This is a genomic window from Qipengyuania gaetbuli (assembly GCF_020171365.1).
Lineage (GTDB): Bacteria > Pseudomonadota > Alphaproteobacteria > Sphingomonadales > Sphingomonadaceae > Qipengyuania > Qipengyuania gaetbuli_B.
Genome location: NZ_JAIUZO010000002.1, coordinates 903917 through 923219, shown reverse-complemented (window position 1 = coordinate 923219; position 19303 = coordinate 903917). Strand labels below are relative to the sequence as shown.

The window sequence follows — 19303 nt, the reverse complement described above, 5'->3', positions numbered from 1 at the left end:
GAGATTTTCCATGCGCGATTGCACCAAGTTCTACATCGACGGCCAGTGGGTCGACCCGGTCACCGCCAACACCCAGCCGGTCGAAAATCCCGCCACCGAAGAGACCATCGGTCACATCAGTTTCGGCAGCGCTGCCGACGTCGACAAGGCGGTCAAGGCCGCGCGCCGTGCGTTCGAGACCTTCAGCCAGACGAGCAAGGAGGAACGCCTCCGGCTGCTGCGCGCGATCCAGGCCGAGATCGCCAATCGCAAGGACGATCTCGCGCTCGCCGTGAGCGAGGAAATGGGCGCGCCGATGAGCCTTGCGAACGGTCCGCACACCGGCCTGCTCGCAGGGCACTGCCAGACCGCCATCGAGGTGCTCGAGAAGTTCGAGTTCGAACGGCAGGACGGCCCGACGCTGCACGTGTGGGAGCCGATCGGCGTGGTCGGCATGATCACTCCGTGGAACTGGCCGCTGAACCAGATCGCCTGCAAGGTCTTCCCGGCACTGGCGACGGGCTGCACCATGGTGCTCAAGCCCAGCGAGATCGCGCCGTTCGACGCCTATATCTTTGCCGAAATCCTCGATGCGGCAGGCGTGCCGGCGGGTGTCTTCAACCTCGTCAACGGCGACGGGCCGGGTGTCGGCGAGGCGATTTCGGGCCATCCCGACATCGACATGGTCAGCTTTACCGGCTCGACCCGTGCAGGCGTGCTGATCGCCAAGAATGCGGCCGACACGGTCAAACGCGTGGCGCAGGAACTGGGCGGGAAGAGCCCGAACATCATCCTCGACGACAGCGCCTTCACTAAGTCGGTCATGCGCGGCACCACCGCGATGATGGGCAATTCGGGTCAGACCTGCACCGCGCCTAGCCGCATGCTCGTGCCGCACAAGCGCATGGAAGAAGCCAAGGTCGCCGCGAGGGAGGCTGCCGAGGGTGTCATCCCCGGCGATCCCAAGGGCAATGCCACCATCGGTCCGGTCGTTTCCAAGGCCCAGTGGGACAAGATCCAGGGCCTCATCGAAAAGGGCATCGAGGAAGGCGCGACGCTGGTCGCCGGCGGTCCGGGCAAGCCCGAGGGGCTGGAGACCGGCCATTACGTCAAGCCGACCGTCTTTGCCGATGTCACCAACGACATGACCATCGCGCGCGAGGAAATCTTCGGGCCGGTGCTCTGCATCCTCGGCTACGAGGATTACGACGATGCGATCCGCATCTCGAACGATACCGAATACGGGCTCGCCAGCCACATCATGGGCGAGGATATCGAGACCGCGAAAAACCTCGCCAAGCGCATTCGCGCAGGCCGCGTGGCGATCAACGGCGGTTACGACATGAATGCAGCTTTCGGCGGCTACAAGAAGTCGGGCAATGGCCGTGAATGGGGCGAGTGGGGCTTCCACGACTTCCTCGAGGTCAAGGCCGTCATGGGGTTCGACGCGTAATGGCGGGCCGATATTTCGATGAATGGCAGGTCGGCGACAAGCTGACCCACGAGATCCGGCGCACGGTGACCGAAGCGGACAACCTCTTCTTCACCGTGATGACCCACAATCCGCAGCCGCTCCACCTCGACGTGGAAGCAGCGAAGGCAAGCGAGTTTGGGCAGATCCTCGTCAACGGGACCTATACCTTCTCGCTGATGGTGGGCCTCTCGGTGGGCGACACGACCCTCGGCACGCTGGTGGCGAACCTCGGTTACGACAAGCTGGTCATGCCCAAGCCGGTCTTCATCGGGGACACGCTCCATGCGACGAGCGAGGTCGTGGACCTGCGCGAAAGCAAGTCACGGCCCGACACCGGCATCGTGACCTTCCTCCACGAGGCGGTGAACCAGCGGGGCGAGGTGGTTTGCCGGTGCGAGCGTTCGGCGCTGCTGAAGAAGGCACCTGCCGGCGCCGCGTAGCCTTTTTGGCAGTTCGTGCGTTCTGACCGCTTGAGGAGAGGCGCATGAGCGATCACGAACCCGAAGGCGTCGAGGACGTACTGGGCGAACTCGACGACCTTGCCGCCAAGGGCGAGAAGGTGCGTATCGGCGATGTGCTCGACGATTTCGGCGGGCGCAGCTTCGGGCCGTTCATCATGCTGCCCGCGCTGCTCGAGATAACGCCGGTCGGCGGTATTCCCGGCGTGCCGACGTTTCTTGCCGTGGTGATCGGCCTGGTCGCGGTACAACTGCTGTTCGGCAAGGACCACATCTGGATGCCGCAATGGCTGCAGGACCGCGCGGTCGAAAGCCGCAAGCTGCACAAGGGCATCGGCAAGTTGCGCGGTATTGCCCACTGGCTCGACGAACACAGCCACGGCCGGCTCGAGGCACTGACCAAGGGTATCTGGGTGCGGATTGCGGCTGCGGTCGTGATCCTGCTCTGCCTGACCGTACCGCCGCTCGAATTCCTGCCCTTTGCCAGCAGTGGACCTATGCTGGCGATTGCCGCCATCGGGCTCGCGCTGACCGTCCGCGACGGGGCCATCATGCTGCTGTCCATGCTGCTCGCCGTCGCTGCACTGGGCGGCGGCACCTACTATTATTCCACTTCGGAAGAGGGTGGTGACGGGGGCATGGCGCGGCTCGAATGGGTTTCAAACAGCATACCTGCTTGACCTGATCCCCTGCGCTCCGGCACATTCGCCGGCGGAGAGGGGAATTTGGGATGATCAAACGCTTCGGGTTGCTTGCTGCACCCGTCCTGCTCGCATCCTGCGGCATGCCCGGTGCGGGCGGTGCAGACGAGGCGAAGAGCGGGGACGGGACGAACACTATCGAACTCGCCGAGTTCCCCGACCGGCCCTATTGGGGCGACACCCATTTGCATACGGACGTGTCGGTCGATGCCTTCGGTTTCGGCGTCAGGCTGGGCGCGGAAGACGCGCTGAAATTCGCGCGCGGCGAGGAGGTGATCGCTACCACCGGCACGGCGGCGAGGCTCGACCGGCCGCTCGATTTCCTCGTCATTGCCGACCACTCGGACGCAATGGGCGCAACCCGCCGCCTTTATGACGCACCGCGCATGATGGTGCGCGACCCCACGCTGCGGCGCTGGCGCGACATGATGCACGAGAGCCCGGAGCAGTCGACCCGGGCCGTGGCAGAACTCATCACGGCAGCTGCAAATGACGAGATTCCCGAGGCGCTGCGCGATCCGGAACGGCAGGCAAAGGCGACACGCGACCTGTGGGACCGGCACCTTGCGCTGCTCGACCGGTACAACGACCCGGGCACGTTCACAGCCTTTGCGGGCTTCGAATGGACGCTTATGCCGGGCGGCAACAATCTGCACCGCGTCGTCATGTTCCGCGACGGTAGCGCGAAGACCGGCGAGGTCGTGCCCTATCCCGGGCTCGACGGCGACGTCACCGGCCTGTGGGACTACATGGAAGCCTACGAGGAGAAGACCGCGGGCAAGGTCCTCGCCATCCCGCATAATTCGAACCTGTCGAACGGCATGATGTTCGAACTGATTGGCCCTGATGGCGGCCCGATGAGCGCGGACTATGCACGGCGCCGCGCGGCCCGCGAACCGGTCGTCGAGGTGACCCAGATCAAGGGCGATAGCGAGACCCATTCCTTCCTGTCGCCGAACGACGAATTCGCCGGTTTCGGAGATGCCGGATGGGACCTTGGCAACTTGCCGCTGACGGCCAAGACGACGCCGGACATGTTCGCGGGAAGCTACGTGCGTTCGGCCCTGTTGCGCGGGTTGACGCTGGAGCAACGGATGGGCGCCAATCCTTACGCTTTCGGTCTGATCGGTTCGACCGACAGTCACACGGCGCTCGCAACTGCCGACGAGGACAATTTCTTCGGCAAGCACACGGGCAACGAACCCAAGAGCGATCGGGCCATGCTGCCGCAGAACCTCGGCACACGGCAGGGGCGTTTCGGCTGGCACTACCTCGCCAGCGGCTACGCAGCCGCTTGGGCGCGCGGCAACACGCGGGCGGAAATCTTCGACGCCTTCATGCGGCGCGAAGTCTATGCGACCACGGGCTCGCGCATGGTCGTGCGGCTCTTTGCCGGCTTCGATTTCAGCGAGAGCGACTGGGAAGGAGACTGGGTCCGCTCCGGCTACACACGCGGCGTGCCCATGGGCGGCGATCTTGTCGATGCGGGCAAGGCGCCCGTGTTCCTCGTGAGCGCGCTCAAGGATCCGGACGGTGCAAATCTTGACCGGGTCCAGATCGTGAAGGGCTGGCTCGATGCCGACGGGACCCAGCGCGAGAAGGTATACAATATCGCCTGGAGCGGCCGTGAAGGAGCCAGTGCCGATGCCTTGCCGCCGGTCGGCGATACGGTTGACCGTGCACAGGCGAGCTATGCCAACTCCATCGGTGCGGCGGAATTGCGGGCCACCTGGTCCGACCCTGACTACCGTGCGGGTCAGCGGGCCTTCTATTATGTCCGCGTGCTCGAGATCCCGACGCCGAACTGGGTGCTTTTTGATGCCAAGCGCTTCGGGCTGAAGCTGCCCTCGGAAGTGGTGGAAGCGAGCGTAACGCAGGAGCGTGCCTACTCTTCGCCCGTATGGCTCCGGCCCCGAAAGACGCCCGGCGATGCCCCGCCGATCATGAAATGATCCGCAAGGCCTTGCGCGACCCACTCGCGCATTTCCTTCTTGCGGGGGCCGTCATCTGGGGGCTGCTCGCGCTCAGGGGCGAGCCGGTCGATCCTGCCGAACGCACGATCGTGCTTTCGCGCGAGGAACAGGCGGCGCTTGCTCTCGGGTTCGAACGGACCATGGGCAGGCCGCCGACCGATGGCGAGCTTGCGGCCCAGATCGATCGCTGGGTGCGCGAGGAAATCCTCTACCGCGAAGCGCTGCGCCTCGGCCTCGACCAGGGCGACCCGGCAGTCCGTCGCCGCCTGGCCGCCAAGATGGACGAGTTGGCGGGCGCCGAGGTCGAAACCTCCAGTCCTTCGGAAGAGGTGCTGCGCCAGTGGCATTCCGCCAATGCGGAAAGGTTCGGCGGCGGCGGTGAGGTAACCTTCGAACAGCTCTATTTCGACAGTGAGAAGGGTGCACTCGATGCTCTCGACGAGCCCCGACCGCGTGGAATGGCGATCAGCCTCCCGCGCGGGATGGACGGCGTGACAATCGACGAAGCCTCGCGCGTGTTCGGTACGCAATTTGTCGGCGAGATTTCCCAATTGCCCGTGTCGCACGAATGGCAAGGGCCCTTGCCTTCGGGCTTCGGCTGGCATCTCGTGCGCCTGATGAAGCGTAGCGGTGTCGCGACACAGCCCTTCGAGAGCGTGCGCGACAAGGTCGAGGCCGACTGGCGCAACGGGACGCTGGCAAACCGGCGAGCCGAGGCCTACCGGCTGCTGCGCGACGCCTACACCGTGGAAATCGAATGATCCGCCTGCTGGCGCTCCTGCTGGGCGTGTTCCTATCGTCGCCGGCGCTGGCCGACGAGCTTCGGCCCATATCCATCCAGTTCGAACAGGTTGACGAGACGCGCTGGACCATCGGCTGGCGCGAACCCATGTCCAGGCCCAATGCGGCCAGTCAGGCGCGGCCGCAATTGCCCGAGGGTTGCAGGTTCGATGGTGAACCGGTGCTCGACAAAGCTGCCCTTGCGGTGACCGGGCGCGCGGCCGTTCGCTGCGATGGGCCGGTAGCGGGCAAGGCGATGGGCTGGCCCGCGCTGGTCGGCCAATCGGACGCTGTCCTGCGTGTCGCACCGCTGGATCGTCCTGTACAGGTCCACCGGCTGACCGCTGCAGAGCCGCTGGCACTTGTCTCGACAGTTCCATCCAGCACGCAGGTCTGGCGCAGCTACTTCGTGATCGGCGTCGAACACATACTGGCCGGCTGGGATCATTTGCTCTTCGTGATTGCGCTGGTCCTGCTCGTCGGCCGCGGCTGGGCTGTCGTGAAGTCGGCCACGGCATTTACCGTGGCGCATTCGCTGACGCTGGCAGCGACCACGCTCGGCTTCGCCGGGCTGCCCCAGCGCCCGGTCGAGGCCCTGATCGCGCTGTCGATCGTATTCCTCGCCGTGGAGATCGCACGCGGCACGCGCGAAACGCTGACGCGCCGTCTGCCCTGGCTGGTCGCGTTCCTGTTCGGCCTGCTCCACGGCTTCGGCTTTGCCGGGGCGTTGCGCGAAATCGGCCTGCCCGAAGGCGAGGTGCCGGCAGCGCTGGTAAGCTTCAACCTCGGCGTAGAGGCCGGGCAGCTTCTCGTAATCGCGGTCGTGATGGGCCTGCTGGCGCTGCTCGGGCGCGTTCGCCCGGGCGTCGAGGCACCCGCCTTGCGGCTCGCCTCCTACGCCATCGGCATCACCGGGGCTTACTGGCTGGTCGACCGCGTGATCGGCTGAGTATCGCCGCCGAGCGCCTGCCACAGGATGACCCGCGCCCGTGCTGCACGGCCGGCTACAGCCGCTGCGCGCTCGCCGCTCGCATCGGCGGCCCGGCGCGCTTCGAGCACCGTCAGGAAATCAGCGAGACCGGCGCGCTGGCGGGTTTCGGCAAGCGCTGCCGCGCGCGACAGGCTGGCTGCCTCCTGCGCTGCGGCCGAGGCCTCGAGATCCGCAGCAGCGACGAGCCCGTACGCCGCCTCCGCATCGCCAAGCGCGGTATAGACCGCACCGCGATACGCCTCGAAGGCGGCCCGCTTTTCTGCAGCGGCGCCGTCGATCTCGGCCTCGATGCGACCGAAGTCGAGCAGCGGTCCCGCAATGCCGGCAGCCAGCGAACCGACGATCGAATCCTCGTCGAACAGGTCGCCCGGGCTGAAGGCTAGCAGGCCGATGACGCCCGACAGGTCGAAAGTCGGGAAGCGGCGGCGGGCGGTTGCCGCCAGTTCGGCATCGGCCGCTGCCAGATTGGCTGCGGCAGCCAGGACGTCGGGGCGGTTGGCGAGCAATTCGCTCGGCAGGCTTGCGGGTGCATTCGCAAAGCCTGCATCCGGCGCATCAGCGGCGAGAGCCGCACGGACCTGCGCACCGCCCTGGGCGGTCAGCGTGACCAGTCGCCCGATGATCCGGGCACGCTCGCTCTCGACGGCAGCAAGGCGGCTGCGCGAGGCATTCGCTGCGCTTTCGGCCCGCACCCGGTCGAAACCGGGAGCTAGGCCAGCCCTTTCACGCACGCCTGCCAGCCTTGCCAATTCGGTGGCTGCGGCGAGGTCCTCCTCTATCGCAGCCTTGCGGGCGTCGAGCGTACGCCAGTCGATCACGCTCGCCGCGATTTCGGCCAGCAGCGCATTGCGCACGCCGCGGGCCGAGGCGTCGGCGGCGTCGATGCGGGCCAGCGCTGCGCGTTCTTGCGCCCGGAGGCGGCCGAATAGGTCGAGATCCCATCGGGCCGTGACATTCGCGGCATAGGCGATCTGTTCGGTGTCGAAGGAGATGGCGGCGGGCAGATTGCCGCCGAACTGCGCCGGATTGCTGCGCCTGCCTTCGACACTCGCATTGGCACCGACACTGGGCAGGCGTTCGGCACCTGCACGGTCGGCGCCTGCGCGTGCCTGGTCTATCCTGGCGAGCGCCTCACCAAGCGTCGGGGAGCCGGCGAGCGCCTGTGCAGCCAGCGTGTCGAATGCGGGATCGCTGGCAGGCAGCAACGTGGTGAGTGCCGTGTCCGTCGCCGTATCGGGTGCGTAAAGATATTGCGCAGGCAGGACCGGCTCGGGCGTTGCCACTTCGGGCGGCGGACCGCCCGCACAGGCGCCCAGCGCAAGGGTGGAGGCCGCGATCAGGAACGCGCGCCTCATCGTGCCTTCACCGCCGGGATATAGGCATCGACCTGCTGTCCCACGCGGAACAGGCGTTCCTCCTCGCTGTTTGCGTCGGGCAGGGCATAGAGGACCTGCAACACGCGCACATCGACGCGCTCTGCAGCAGAATTGGTGAGCGAGCGCTTGGGAACAACCAGCGGCTCGGCGCGCACGAAGCGTGCCTGGACCTGGCGATCGGACGCGCCGCGCGAGCTGACGGTGGCAGGAGCGCCCAGCTTCAATCGTGCGGCCTGCTCTTCGTCGATGTCGATCCGCACGAACAGCGGCTGGGTCTGACCCATCTCGATGAAGGGCTGGGAGCCACCGCCGCCCATGGTCGAAACATATTCGCCCTTGCGGATGTTCACCGCCAGGATTTCGCCCGCAATCGGCGCTCGGATGCTCAGGCGGCCGATTTCGGTGCGGGCGCTGGCTGCGCGGGCCTGCGCAGCTTCGAGGCGGGCACGGGCAAGCGAGAGCCGTTCGCCTGCAGCGCTCGCTTCGCCTTCTGCGCGGATGACTTCCGAGCGGCTGACCGCTGCCGGATCGTCGACGCCGCGATAGAGATCGAGCTGGCGAAGGGCCGTGCTGCGGGCGGTCTGCGCCTCTGCGATTGCCGCCCGCGCCTCGCCGATCGCTGCTTCCGCTTCGCGCAGGCCGGCGCGCGCGGCACGGTCGTCGACGGTGAAGAGCAGCTGGCCCTGGCTTACCCGGTCACCCGGCTGGACATAAAGGCCGGTAACGAGGCCCGACAGTGCAGAGCCGATCTGGATGAGTTCGCTCGACGGCTCGACCACGCCCGACCCGGCGACGCGCGGGGCATCGGCAAGCTCTTCGGGGGCACGGGGCGGATCGCGTTCCGGCTCACTCAATGTCCGGTCGGGAAGACCGCTTACGATGAAGATAGCCGCCAGCAACAGCGCGACAATCGCGATGACAGGGAGGAACTGCCTCGAAAAGCTGAGATTGCGGAGATTGAAAGCCATGTCAGTGGTCCTCGGGCATTTCGCTGCCGTCATGGATGATCTTGCCGTCCTCGAGCATGAGGATGCGGTCGGCGAGGTCGAAAACGCGGTTGTCGTGGGTAACGATGATGCAGGCGCGGTCTTCGGCCACGGCCACTTCGCGCAGGAGGTCCATCACGCGACGGCCGGATGCCGCATCGAGCGCTGCGGTCGGCTCGTCGCAGACCACGAGGCGCGGTTCATGGACCAGCGCGCGGGCGATGGCGACGCGCTGCTGCTGGCCGCCCGACAGCTGGCTGGGCAGTTTGTCGGCCTGGTCGCGGATGTTGAGCTTGGCCATCATCTCTACCGCCCGCTTGCGCGCTTCGTGCCGGTCCATGCCCTGCGCGATGAGGGGGACGGCGGCATTGCTGGCAGCGTCGATCGACGGGATCAGATTGTACTGCTGGAAGATGAAGCCGATGTTGTTGAGGCGGAATTCGACCAGCGCCGTATCGTCGAGATCGTAGATGTCGGTGCCGAACACCTTCACTTCGCCAAGGGTCGGCCAGAGAATGCCGCACATGATCGAAATGAGCGTCGTCTTGCCCGATCCGCTCTCGCCCACGAGGAACGTCATTTCGCCTGCACGAATGTCGAGGTCGATGCCGTGCAATACGGTGATGGTCTGCTGGCCGGCGGTGAAATCGCGCGTGACGCCGCGCGTGCAGATCGCGGAGTCCGGCTTGCAGCCACCGATGGCGCTGGTGTCGAGCATACGTCCCATCAGCGGAACACCGCCGCAGGTTCGGTCTTGAGCACGTTGCGCAGCGCCAGCCAGCCGGTCAGCGCGAGGATGAGCGCGACTGCCGCAAGGCTGATGAGCGGGATCTGCCAGGGGATGTAAAAACCCTTGAAGGTCGGATTGGCGGAGAAGCTCCAGATGAAAGCAATCGTGCCGAGGACCCCGAGGCCGTAGCCGGTGATCCCGACCAACCCTGCCTGCGCAATGACCATCCGCCGGATCTTCCGGTTCGTGACGCCGATCGCCTTGAGCGCGCCAAACTGCTTGATGTTGTCGCGGATGAACAGGCTGAAGGTGAGGCCGACAATCGCCACGCCGACGATGAAGCCGAGCGCCACCGTAATACCGAAGTTCAGCGGGATGCCGGTGTTTTCGATGATGAACTGCACCCCGTCGCGCGCAAATTCGTCGCGGGTCTGGGCCTTGAGGCCGGTCTCGCGCTCGATCCGTTCGGACAGGGCCTTGGCCTGCGCGGGGTCCTCTGCGCCGACGAGCACGAAGGACAGGCGGTTGCGCGTGCCGGGTACGAAATTCAGCGCCCTGCTGTACTTTGTGTAGAGCACCACCGTGCTGGTGAAGCTGGGTATCGCATCAGCAATCCCGCGAACCACCGCGCGCTGGTCGTTGAGTTCGAGCCTCTCGCCGATCGGCGACTGGTCGGGGAACATGCGCGTGGTGCCAACGTCGTCTATAATGACACTGTCGGGCTGCGACAGCACGTCGGGCGAACCTTCGACCATGGCCTTGGGAAGACCGATCAGCGTCGCGTCGTCGACGCCGATAACCGCCACGCCTTCAAGGTCCCCATCCTTGGTGCGCACGCTTGCCTGTGCCCTGAGATGCGGCACCGCCCATTCGACACCGGGTACGCCCCGCACCTTGTCGAGCGCAGTCGATGGCATCGCATAGGCAACGTCCGTCGTGCGGCTGACGGGGTCCATGACCCACACGTCGGCACTCGACACGTTGTAGACGCCGCTGGCACCGCGTTCGATCAGATTGACGAAGATGGTCAGCTGCTGGGTGATGAGCAGGGTCGAGAAGGCAATCCCGAAGACCAGTCCGTAGAACTTCTGCGCGTCCCCGGTCAGCATGCGGATGGCAATCCAGATCACGGCGCTTTCTTGCCTTCCTGCTGCGACTCGTCCATTAGTGAACGCAGGCGTTCAACTGAACGGGACCGTTCATTTTGTCAACTGCGAAGGCGAAGAAGGCAGGCCGGCCTGTAAGCACGGCCAAGCGCGAGGCGATTCTCGCGGCCGCGACGCGCGCCTTTTTCGAACATGGCTATGCCGCAACCGCGATCGAGCACGTGGCTGCCGAAGCCGACGTGTCCAAGGTCACCATCTACAACCAGTTCGGCGACAAACGCGGCCTTTTCACTGCAGCAGTAGAGGCCGAATGTGAACGTATGCGGTCAGCCTTTGCAGTGCAGCCGTCGCCGTCTGGCACGCTGCGCCAGCGCCTCACTGCAATTGGCGAAGCGATGATGGCCTTCCTCTCGAGGCCGGAGATGGTCCAGTTCGAGCGGCGTATCGCTGCCGAAACCGAGCACGAACCGGCGATCGGTGCGGCCTTCCTTGCTGCCGGCCCGCACCGGATGAAGGCAGCCTTTTCCGGCCTGCTCGGCGTGATGAAAGAGGCGGGCGAGGTGGAGATCGAGGATATCGACCTCGCGGTCGAGCAGTTCGCATCCATGTGCAAGGGCATGGGCGACCTCGAACGGCGGTTTGGTTTCCCGGCCGATCCGGTGCGCGATCGCCAGCGGATCGACGGCGCGGTGGAGGTCTTTTGCAGGGCCTACGCAGTCGAAGAGTGTAATCGAAATTAGGCGCTGCCCGGCAGATGGTCTAAACTTGCCATTCACCAGCGCCATCCTACATTCCGGGATACGTTGAAAGGAATGCCGCCAATGCGCGATCAGAATCAGGACCAGCAGCCGGATCCGGAGGGCAACGGCCCCAATCCGTGGATCAAGAGCCTCTTCGTCTGGGGCGGCGTGTTCCTCGGCCTGTTGCTGGTCGTCTCGATGTTCGGCAATTCGAGCGGCGGCAGCGGTACGCCCCTGCTCTATTCCGACTTCAAGGAGCGCGTGGCCGCGGGCGACGTGAAGTCGGTCGAGATTTCCGAAGAACAGATCGTCGGCGTGACCAAGGAAGGCGAGGCTTTCAGCACCATTCCAGTCGCCAGCGATACCTCGTTGCCCAAGCTGCTCGATGAAAACGGGGTCCAGTATTCGGGCCGCGATTCCGGCAGCCAGAACATTCTCCTTTACGCGCTTATCCAGATGCTGCCGTTCGTCCTGATCCTCGGCATCGCGATCTTCGCGCTGCGCCAGGTGCAGAAGGGCGGCGGGGCAGGCGGCGCTATGGGCTTCGGCAAGTCGAAGGCCAAGATGCTCACCGAAAAGCAGGGCCGTGTCACGTTCGACGACGTGGCCGGCATCGACGAGGCACGCGAAGAGCTGGAAGAGATCGTCGAGTTCCTCAAGGACCCCAGCCGCTTCTCCAAGCTGGGCGGACAGATTCCCAAGGGCGCGCTGCTGGTCGGTTCGCCCGGTACCGGCAAAACCTTGCTGGCCCGCGCGATCGCGGGCGAGGCGGGCGTGCCCTTCTTCACTATTTCGGGCTCGGACTTCGTTGAAATGTTCGTCGGCGTCGGCGCAAGCCGTGTGCGCGACATGTTCGAACAGGCCAAGAAGAACGCTCCCTGCATTGTCTTCATCGACGAAATCGACGCTGTCGGTCGCAGCCGTGGCCACGGTCTCGGCAATTCGAACGACGAGCGCGAGCAGACGCTGAACCAGCTGCTGGTCGAGATGGACGGTTTTGAGGCCAACGAAGGCATCATCATCATCGCGGCAACCAACCGTCCCGATGTGCTCGACCCCGCTCTGCTGCGTCCGGGCCGCTTCGACCGCCAGGTCGTGGTCCCTGTCCCCGACATCGATGGACGCGAGAAGATCCTTGCTGTCCATATGCGCAAGCTTCCGCTCGCACCCGACGTGAACCCGCGCACCATCGCGCGCGGCACGCCCGGCTTCTCGGGCGCCGATCTTGCGAACCTGTGCAACGAGGCAGCCCTGCTGGCCGCACGCCGCAACAAGCGCCTCGTCGCGATGCAGGAATTCGAGGACGCCAAGGACAAGGTCATGATGGGCGCGGAACGCCGGTCCATGGTCATGACCGAGGACGAGAAGAAGATGACCGCCTATCACGAGGCCGGCCACGCGCTCGTCTCGATCAACGAGCCGGCATCCGATCCCATCCACAAGGCCACCATCATCCCGCGCGGCCGTGCGCTGGGCATGGTGATGCGCCTGCCGGAACGCGACAACTACTCGTACCACCGCGACAAGATGCACGCGAACCTTGCGGTCGCCATGGGTGGCCGTGTCGCTGAAGAAATCATCTTCGGACACGACAAGGTCTCGAGCGGCGCGAGCGGAGACATCCAGTATGCCACCGACCTTGCCCGCAACATGGTCACCAAGTGGGGCATGAGCGACAAGCTCGGACCCTTGCAGTACGAAGCGAGCCAGGAAGGCTATCTCGGCATGGGCTCGACCCAGCGGACGATGGCCGGCGCGGAGACCAACAAGCTGATCGACGCAGAGATCAAGTCGCTGGTCGAAGGCGGCCTGAAGCGCGCGCAGGAAGTGCTCACCACGCAGGAAGACAAGCTTCACCTGCTGGCCCAGGCCCTGCTCGAATACGAGACGCTTACGGGCGAGGAAATCGACCAGCTAATGAAGGACGGCAAGATCGACCGCCCCGACCAGCCGAGCGGTCCGGTCAAGGTCGCTCCGGTTGCCGGCAGCGCGATCCCCAAGGCCGGCAAGAAGTTCGGTGGCGGCACGGCACCCCAGGGCGCCTGACAGGACCAGTCAACATTCAAACCGACAGCGCCCTTCCGTCACCTGACGGGAGGGCGTTTTTTTTGCGGGGTAGCTAATTTCTTTTCGCTCTTGCGGCGCAGGCCATGACGGTTCCGCCGGCTGCCGGCGTCAGAGTGCTCCGAGCAACAGCAGGAGCTGGAGGAAGATCAGCAGCACGACCATGATGAACAGCGAGAGCACGGAGAGCCGCCACAAGGCGCTGAACCGTGACAGGCCGTAGGCTCCGCGCAGGTGCTTGTAGATGTGGATCGGCGGGATCAGCAGGCTGCCCGCGATTATCAGGGCCTGCGGGGCGCCGGCTAATCCCAGCAATGTGACCGTGAGCGTCAGCAAGGTCATGAAGCTGAGCGAATAGGTCACGAAGATCGCATGATCGTAGGCTCCGAAGCGCCATTTCCATGCAAACAGCAGCCAGACGAAGGGCACTGACAGCGGGATCAGCAGCCAGCTGAACTTGTAGAAATTCGTCTGCAGCTTGTAGAGCATGAGGCCCGGGTTGGTGCGCCACTTGTCGAGCGCATTGTCGATCCACTCGATGTCCGAGACACCGACGTTCATCCTGAGGTCCTCGTCCTCGTTCAGCATGACGTCGGTCGAACCGTCCGGTTTTGCAGCGACGGACGGACCCGCGGCAGCAGCCTTATCGCTATCCGGCCCTGCTGCCTTCTTCAGGAACGGGACCTGCTCTTCCGCGAGGTGGATGGCGTCGAGTTGCTCCTTCGTCTCCACCAGTTGTTGCTGGATGCGCTGCCGTTCCGCGGGGTCGAGGTCCGGCTGCCCGAGATCCTGTTCGAGCGAAGCTTGCCGTTCTTCCACCTTGGCAATTTCCGACGCCGCAAGTTCGCGCATCTGGGCGCCGGTATCGCCCTGGATATCCGTGGGCGTGCTGATGCCGGCGAGCTGGAAAACCGCAAACATCAGGAAGATCGAGAAGAGGAACAGTCCCATGGGCGAAACGAAGCGCGCGCGTTCGCCCTCGATGTAGCGGCGGGTGAGTTCGCCGGGCTTGAACAGGAGCATCGGCAGGGTGCGCCAGGTCTTGCCGTCGAAATGCAGCGCGCCGTGCAGCAGGTCATGGAGGAAAGCGCCGATGGTCCGGTGGAGGTGGGCCTGCTGCCCGCAGCTGTGGCAATGCGTGCCGACCAGCGCGGTGCCGCAATTGAGGCAGGCATCCTCGGCGAAATGGCCCTTCTCGAGCGGCTGGCCTTCCTTGGGGCCGTTACCCTTGCCGCCGCCAACCACGCGCGCGAACAGCCCGCCCTCCACGGCCGTCCCCAGCGCTTCCCCGATCTCGCTCATAGGCCCTCCTGTCACAGGCGCCTTATTGTGGCGCGTCAGGGCCTGCAACGCAAAAGGCCGCCCCGAAAGGCGGCCTTTCAACCTGTTTCCGCCAATGTTCCAGTCGGTTAGCCGTCGTAGTCGGCGCCGATGGAGGTCGAGCGGGTCGGAGCCGAGGCGGTGATGCGCAGGGCTTCTGCCGACTGGCTGAGCGAACCGATTTCATCCATTTCGTCGTCATCGTCCGGCAGGATCTTCTGCAGATTGGTGACGGCGGCTTCCTGGAGGTCCTTGGGCTTGATCGTCTGTTCGGCGATTTCGCGCAGGGCGACGACCGGGTTCTTGTCGCGATCGCGATCGATGGTCAGTTCCGCACCGCCCGAAATTTCACGCGCACGCTGGGCAGCGAGCAGCACGAGATCAAAACGGTTGGGGATCTTGTCTACGCAGTCTTCGACGGTAACGCGCGCCATTGGGCACTCCGATGTAAATCAAGTGATTCCGGGAAAGCGGGCCAGATAGGCTGCCGAGGACGAAAGGTCAAGAATTTGCGCCGGGCGCGACCCGCGCTAAGGCTGGCGCTGCATGGCCGACCAAGCGATAGAGCCCGCTGCGAGCGGATATTCCGACCCACCGCCCTTTTCGGCCGAGGCGCAGGGCCAGTCGCTGACCTTTTTTCCCGCCGGCAGGGATCGCCGCGACGCGCTGCTCGAACTCGTTGCGTCCGCGCGCGAAACGCTCGACGTCTGCTTCTACATCTTTGCCGAGGACGAGGTTTCTACCAGCCTGCGCGATGCCTTGTGCGAAGCCGCCTCGCGCGGGGTCGACGTCACGCTGATCATCGACCGGTTCGGCGCTTCGGCCAAGGACGAGTTCCTGAAACCGTTGAGCGAGGCGGGCGGCCGCTATCAATATTTCAGTCCGCGCCTCGGCTTCCGCTATCTCATCCGCAACCATCAGAAGATGGTCATCGCCGACGGAAAGCGCGCCATGTTCGGCGGCTTCAATATCGAGGACGACTATTTCGCCCCACCCGAGGCCAATGGCTGGAACGACCTTGCCATCCTGCTCGAAGGCGACGCGGTGGAAGGGCTGTCGCGGTGGTTTGCCAAGCTGCGCGGCTGGACCGAGAACGAGCACGCCCATTTCCGGGCGATCCGGCACACGGTGCGCGACTGGTCGTGGAAGTCGGAGGACGGAGAGGCGCGCTGGCTGGTCGGCGGACCTACCCGCGGCCTGTCTACCTGGGCGCGGTCCGTCACGCGCGACCTGGTCGAAGGCGAGAAGCTCGACATCTTCATGGCCTATTTCTCGCCGCCTTACACGTTGCTGCGCCGCATCGCGCGGGTGGCGCGAAAAGGGCAGACGCGCCTGCTGATGGCCGCAAAGAGCGATAACGGTGCCACGCTGGGGGCGACGCGGTCGCTCTATAAGTACCTGCTGAAGCGCGGCGCGAAGATCTGGGAGTTCAGCCCGTGCAAGCTGCACACGAAACTGATCGTGCTCGACGACGCGGTCTATCTCGGCAGCGCCAATTTCGACATGCGCAGCCTATATCTCAACCTGGAGATCATGCTCCGGCTGGAGGACAAGGCGCTCGCCGACAGGATGCGCGCGTTCCTCGAAACGCACTACGCCGCATCGGAACGCATCACGCCCGAGTTGCACCGCAAGCGCGCCACTATCTGGAACCGCATCCGCTGGTCGGCAGGCTGGGTGCTGGTGTCGGTGATCGACTACACTGTAACCCGGCGCCTCAACCTCGGCATCTAGCCGCTATTCGTAGTCGTCGTAGCCACCGCGCAGTTCGGGCGAGGTGAACTTGGTGAACTCGCTCTGGAACAGCAGCGGCACGTTGCCGGTCGAACCGTGACGCTGCTTGGCGACGATCAGCGTCGCGCGGTTCACCAGTTCGAGATGCCGCGCTTCCCAGTCGGCATATTTCTGGCGCACGTCCTCGCTGCTGGTTTCGTCCGGCGTGTCGGGCTTCAGCGCGTTGTGGTAATATTCGGCGCGGAAGATGAACCACACCATGTCGGCGTCCTGCTCGATCGAGCCGGATTCGCGCAGGTCTGAAAGCTGGGGGCGCTTGTCCTCGCGCTGTTCCACCGCACGGCTCAGCTGCGAAAGCGCGATGACGGGAACGTTGAGTTCCTTGGCCAGCGTCTTCAATCCGCGGCTGATCTCCGAAATTTCGTTCACGCGGTTGTCGTTCGCGCGGCCCGAACCCTGCAGCAGCTGCAAATAGTCGACAATGACGAGCCCGATGTCGTGGCGGCGCTTCAACCGGCGGGCGCGGGTGCGCAGCGCGCCGATGGTGAGGCCGGGCGTGTCGTCGATGTAGAGCGGCAGCTCGTTGAGTTCCTGGCTGGCGAAGGACAGGCGCTGGAATTCCTCGCGGCTGAGCTTGCCCGAGCGCAGCTTCTCGCTGGAGATTTCGGCAGTTTCGGCAAGGATACGCGTGGCCAGCTGGTCGGCGCTCATTTCGAGGCTGAAGAAGGCGGTGGCGGCACCGGGGGATTCGCTGCGCGCGATACCCAGCTTCTCGTCGTCCATCAGGCGCCGTGCGGCATTGAACGCAATGTTGGTCGCAAGCGAGGTCTTGCCCATGCCCGGACGTCCGGCGAGGATGATGAGGTCGGAATTGTGCAGGCCGCTGGTCTTGTCGTTGACCGTGTCGAGGCCCGTCGTTTTGCCCGAGAAGCGCCCGCCAGAATTGATCGCCGCCTCGACCATCTTGAGCGCGCCGAGCGCGGCGGTGCGGAAATCCTGTGCCTCGCTGCCCGATGTCGCGCCTTCGGCGACCTTGTAGAGATCGGCTTCGGCCTGGCTGATGCGATCCATCGGCGCGACCTCGTCCGAGGTGTCGAGCGCGCCTTCGACGAGATTGCGACCGACGTGGACCAGTTCGCGCAGCAGCGCGAGGTCGTAGATCTGTTCGGCCAGCTTGCCGGTTGCGAGCAGGCCCTGTCCGTCCTGCGTCAGCCTGGCGAGATAGGTGACGCCGCCCAGCTGCTTGAGCGCCTCGTCGCTCTCGAAATAGGGCTTCAAGGTAACGGGCGTGGCGATCGAATTGCGGTCGAGCAGCTTGTGGATGCGCTCGTAGATCCGCTGGTGCACCGGCTCGTAGAAATGGTGCGGCTGCAGCGGCGTGTTGAGTTCCTGCACGACCTGGTTGTCGATCAGCACGGCGCCGAGGAATGCGGCTTCCGCCTCGATGTTGCTGGGCAGGGCCTGCCCCTGCTTTTCGGGAGCTGGAGTCGAATCATCGGGACGGAAAAGGAGATCGGTGTCGGCCATGTGCGGCACCATGGGCGAGGGGCGGATTCGCCACAAGCGCAGTGTGACCGCAAGACGACTGCCGCCCTTGTGGATAGCGGGAATAAAGAAGAGGCCTTGCCCCGATGTGTCGCAGTTGCGAAAGCGGGCCTGCAAGTCATGACCGAATCCGCCAGCACCTCCACCGATTATCGCATCGCCCAGATCGATCTCGACGAAGAGACGATCATCTGGCGCAATGCGGATATCGAGCAGGAACGCCGGATCGCCATCTTCGACCTGATCGAGGACAATACCTTCAAGCCGCTGCGCGCGGTCGAGCGCGGCGCGACGGGCCCCTACCACCTCAAGCTGGCGGTGCGCGACGGGCGGTTGCTGATGACCGTGGCCAATACCGATGGCGTAATGGTGGAAGAGCTTCTGCTCGGCCTTGCGCGCTTCCGCCGTCCGATCCGCGAATACTTCGCCATTTGCGACAGCTATTATCAGGCGATCCGCAAGGCGACCGCGATGGAGATCGAGACGATCGACATGGCCCGGCGCGGAGTCCACAACCGCGCAGCCGAACTCCTGCTTGAACGGCTCGAAGGCAAGGTGGAAACCGACTTCGCCACCGCGCGCCGGCTGTTCACCCTCATCTGCGTCCTGCACATCAAGGGCTGAGCATGATGGCGCGGCGCAAGAAAAAGGCCTCACGCGGCTGGGCATTCAAGCTGGTGCTGTTTCTCGCCGTGGCTGGCGCGGCCGCAGCCACGTGGAAGTGGAACGAGGATCGCAACTGGCGACCCGACGAAGAGGCCTACCCCGACCAGGGTGCGCTGGTGGGCGAAGAGGACGCGAACGTCGATTTCACCGTGCTCAAGGGGCTGGGCGCAAGCTTCGTCTACCTCGAGGCCAGCAAGGGTGCGCGAGACAAGGACGCGGCCTTCTCCGACCACCTCGCCGCCGCGCGCGAGGCGGGGCTTCAGGTCGGCGCGACCCATGAATTCGACCCCTGCGTCACGGCCGACGGGCAAAGCGCGAATTTCGTGACCATCGTGCCCCGCGACACGCAGCTCCTGCCGCCCGTCATCCGCCTGGCGCGAACGGCTGACGACTGTCCCGAGCGCGTGTCCGATGCTGCGGTACAAAGCGAGCTCCTGACGCTCGTCAACCAGATCGAAGCGCATACGGGCGCCCCGGTCATCCTTGCGCCGAGCGAGAGTTTCGAGGAGCGCTATCGTCCGGCGGCAAGGCTGGAGCGCGCGCTGTGGCTGGAAGGCGACCTGGACGAGCCCGACTACGCAGGGCGTCCCTGGACCATCTGGACAGCCAATGCCGCCCACACCAGCGAGGCCGCGGACACGCCGCTGCGCTGGCTGGTCGTCCAGCCCTGATCACGCTAA

General features: G+C 64.9%; 18 protein-coding genes. 11 read left to right on the top strand and 7 right to left on the bottom strand.

The genetic code is table 11. The annotated features are described in order from the left end of the window. Window positions 1-10 precede the first annotated feature (10 nt). Genes LCL94_RS05105 through LCL94_RS05080 form a run of 6 tightly spaced genes read left to right on the top strand, consistent with a single transcriptional unit; the run spans window position 11 to window position 6314 of the window. Entirely contained in the window at window positions 11-1432 is a 1422-nt protein-coding gene (locus tag LCL94_RS05105; RefSeq protein WP_224831265.1) for an aldehyde dehydrogenase family protein, read from the top strand. Next, window positions 1432-1893 (top strand): MaoC family dehydratase, encoded by a 462-nt coding sequence (locus tag LCL94_RS05100; RefSeq protein WP_224831264.1) that lies wholly within the window; start codon window positions 1432-1434, stop codon window positions 1891-1893. The genes LCL94_RS05105 and LCL94_RS05100 overlap by 1 nt, the downstream gene beginning before the upstream one ends. Before the next feature lie 44 nt (window positions 1894-1937). Beyond that, complete coding sequence (locus LCL94_RS05095; RefSeq protein ID WP_224831263.1) at window positions 1938-2591, top strand: exopolysaccharide biosynthesis protein; 654 nt, start codon at window positions 1938-1940, stop codon at window positions 2589-2591. Window positions 2592-2641: 50 nt separating this feature from the next. Beyond that, entirely contained in the window at window positions 2642-4564 is a 1923-nt protein-coding gene (locus tag LCL94_RS05090) for a DUF3604 domain-containing protein (protein ID WP_224831262.1), read from the top strand. A gap of 11 nt (window positions 4565-4575) precedes the next feature. Further along, window positions 4576-5346, top strand: coding sequence for a peptidyl-prolyl cis-trans isomerase (locus LCL94_RS05085; protein ID WP_224831261.1), 771 nt, complete (start codon window positions 4576-4578; stop codon window positions 5344-5346). Then, complete coding sequence (locus tag LCL94_RS05080; RefSeq protein ID WP_224831260.1) at window positions 5343-6314, top strand: HupE/UreJ family protein; 972 nt, start codon at window positions 5343-5345, stop codon at window positions 6312-6314. The genes LCL94_RS05085 and LCL94_RS05080 overlap by 4 nt, the downstream gene beginning before the upstream one ends. Here LCL94_RS05080 and LCL94_RS05075 read toward each other — a convergent pair. From LCL94_RS05075 to LCL94_RS05060, 4 genes are read right to left on the bottom strand one after another with little or no spacing between them, the layout of a single operon-like run. Then, window positions 6284-7711 carry an efflux transporter outer membrane subunit gene (locus LCL94_RS05075; RefSeq protein ID WP_224831259.1) on the bottom strand — a complete coding sequence of 476 codons (1428 nt, stop codon included), beginning with the start codon at window positions 7709-7711 and terminating at the stop codon, window positions 6284-6286. The two genes, LCL94_RS05080 and LCL94_RS05075, sit on opposite strands and share 31 nt — an antisense overlap. Next, window positions 7708-8700 (bottom strand): efflux RND transporter periplasmic adaptor subunit, encoded by a 993-nt coding sequence (locus LCL94_RS05070; protein WP_224831258.1) that lies wholly within the window; start codon window positions 8698-8700, stop codon window positions 7708-7710. The genes LCL94_RS05075 and LCL94_RS05070 overlap by 4 nt, the downstream gene beginning before the upstream one ends. Window position 8701: 1 nt before the next feature. After that, the gene (locus LCL94_RS05065; protein WP_224831257.1) at window positions 8702-9445 is read right to left on the bottom strand and encodes an ABC transporter ATP-binding protein; all 744 of its coding nucleotides are present in this window, start codon (window positions 9443-9445) and stop codon (window positions 8702-8704) included. Beyond that, window positions 9445-10578 carry an ABC transporter permease gene (locus LCL94_RS05060; protein WP_160608289.1) on the bottom strand — a complete coding sequence of 378 codons (1134 nt, stop codon included), beginning with the start codon at window positions 10576-10578 and terminating at the stop codon, window positions 9445-9447. Before LCL94_RS05060 ends, LCL94_RS05065 begins: the two co-directional genes overlap by 1 nt. 74 nt (window positions 10579-10652) lie before the next feature. On the opposite strand from LCL94_RS05060, the gene LCL94_RS05055 reads away from it, so the two are divergent. Together LCL94_RS05055 and ftsH are read left to right on the top strand one after the other, a co-directional pair. Next, a complete protein-coding gene (locus LCL94_RS05055; RefSeq protein ID WP_224831256.1) occupies window positions 10653-11294 on the top strand; it encodes a TetR/AcrR family transcriptional regulator in 642 nt (213 codons plus the stop codon). An 81-nt stretch (window positions 11295-11375) separates the two neighbouring features. Next, window positions 11376-13340, top strand: coding sequence for an ATP-dependent zinc metalloprotease FtsH (gene ftsH / locus LCL94_RS05050; RefSeq protein WP_160608287.1), 1965 nt, complete (start codon window positions 11376-11378; stop codon window positions 13338-13340). A gap of 129 nt (window positions 13341-13469) precedes the next feature. On the opposite strand, the gene LCL94_RS05045 is transcribed toward ftsH, so the two are convergent. Continuing rightward, the gene (locus tag LCL94_RS05045) at window positions 13470-14660 is read right to left on the bottom strand and encodes a DUF3667 domain-containing protein (protein WP_224831255.1); all 1191 of its coding nucleotides are present in this window, start codon (window positions 14658-14660) and stop codon (window positions 13470-13472) included. 107 nt (window positions 14661-14767) lie between these two features. Next, the gene (gene rpoZ, locus LCL94_RS05040) at window positions 14768-15112 is read right to left on the bottom strand and encodes a DNA-directed RNA polymerase subunit omega (RefSeq protein ID WP_160608284.1); all 345 of its coding nucleotides are present in this window, start codon (window positions 15110-15112) and stop codon (window positions 14768-14770) included. A 112-nt stretch (window positions 15113-15224) separates the two neighbouring features. On the opposite strand from rpoZ, the gene LCL94_RS05035 reads away from it, so the two are divergent. Next, the gene (locus LCL94_RS05035) at window positions 15225-16412 is read left to right on the top strand and encodes a phospholipase D-like domain-containing protein (protein ID WP_224831254.1); all 1188 of its coding nucleotides are present in this window, start codon (window positions 15225-15227) and stop codon (window positions 16410-16412) included. 3 nt (window positions 16413-16415) lie between these two features. Here LCL94_RS05035 and LCL94_RS05030 read toward each other — a convergent pair whose 3' ends face one another. Then, window positions 16416-17939 carry a replicative DNA helicase gene (locus LCL94_RS05030; RefSeq protein WP_224831253.1) on the bottom strand — a complete coding sequence of 508 codons (1524 nt, stop codon included), beginning with the start codon at window positions 17937-17939 and terminating at the stop codon, window positions 16416-16418. Window positions 17940-18077: 138 nt separating this feature from the next. On the opposite strand from LCL94_RS05030, the gene LCL94_RS05025 reads away from it, so the two are divergent. Beyond that, window positions 18078-18581: a UPF0262 family protein gene (locus LCL94_RS05025; protein ID WP_160608282.1), complete on the top strand. Its 504-nt coding sequence runs from the start codon at window positions 18078-18080 to the stop codon at window positions 18579-18581. A 2-nt stretch (window positions 18582-18583) separates the two neighbouring features. Then, complete coding sequence (locus LCL94_RS05020) at window positions 18584-19294, top strand: glycoside hydrolase family 25 protein (protein WP_224831252.1); 711 nt, start codon at window positions 18584-18586, stop codon at window positions 19292-19294. The last annotated feature ends 9 nt before the right edge of the window (window positions 19295-19303 follow it).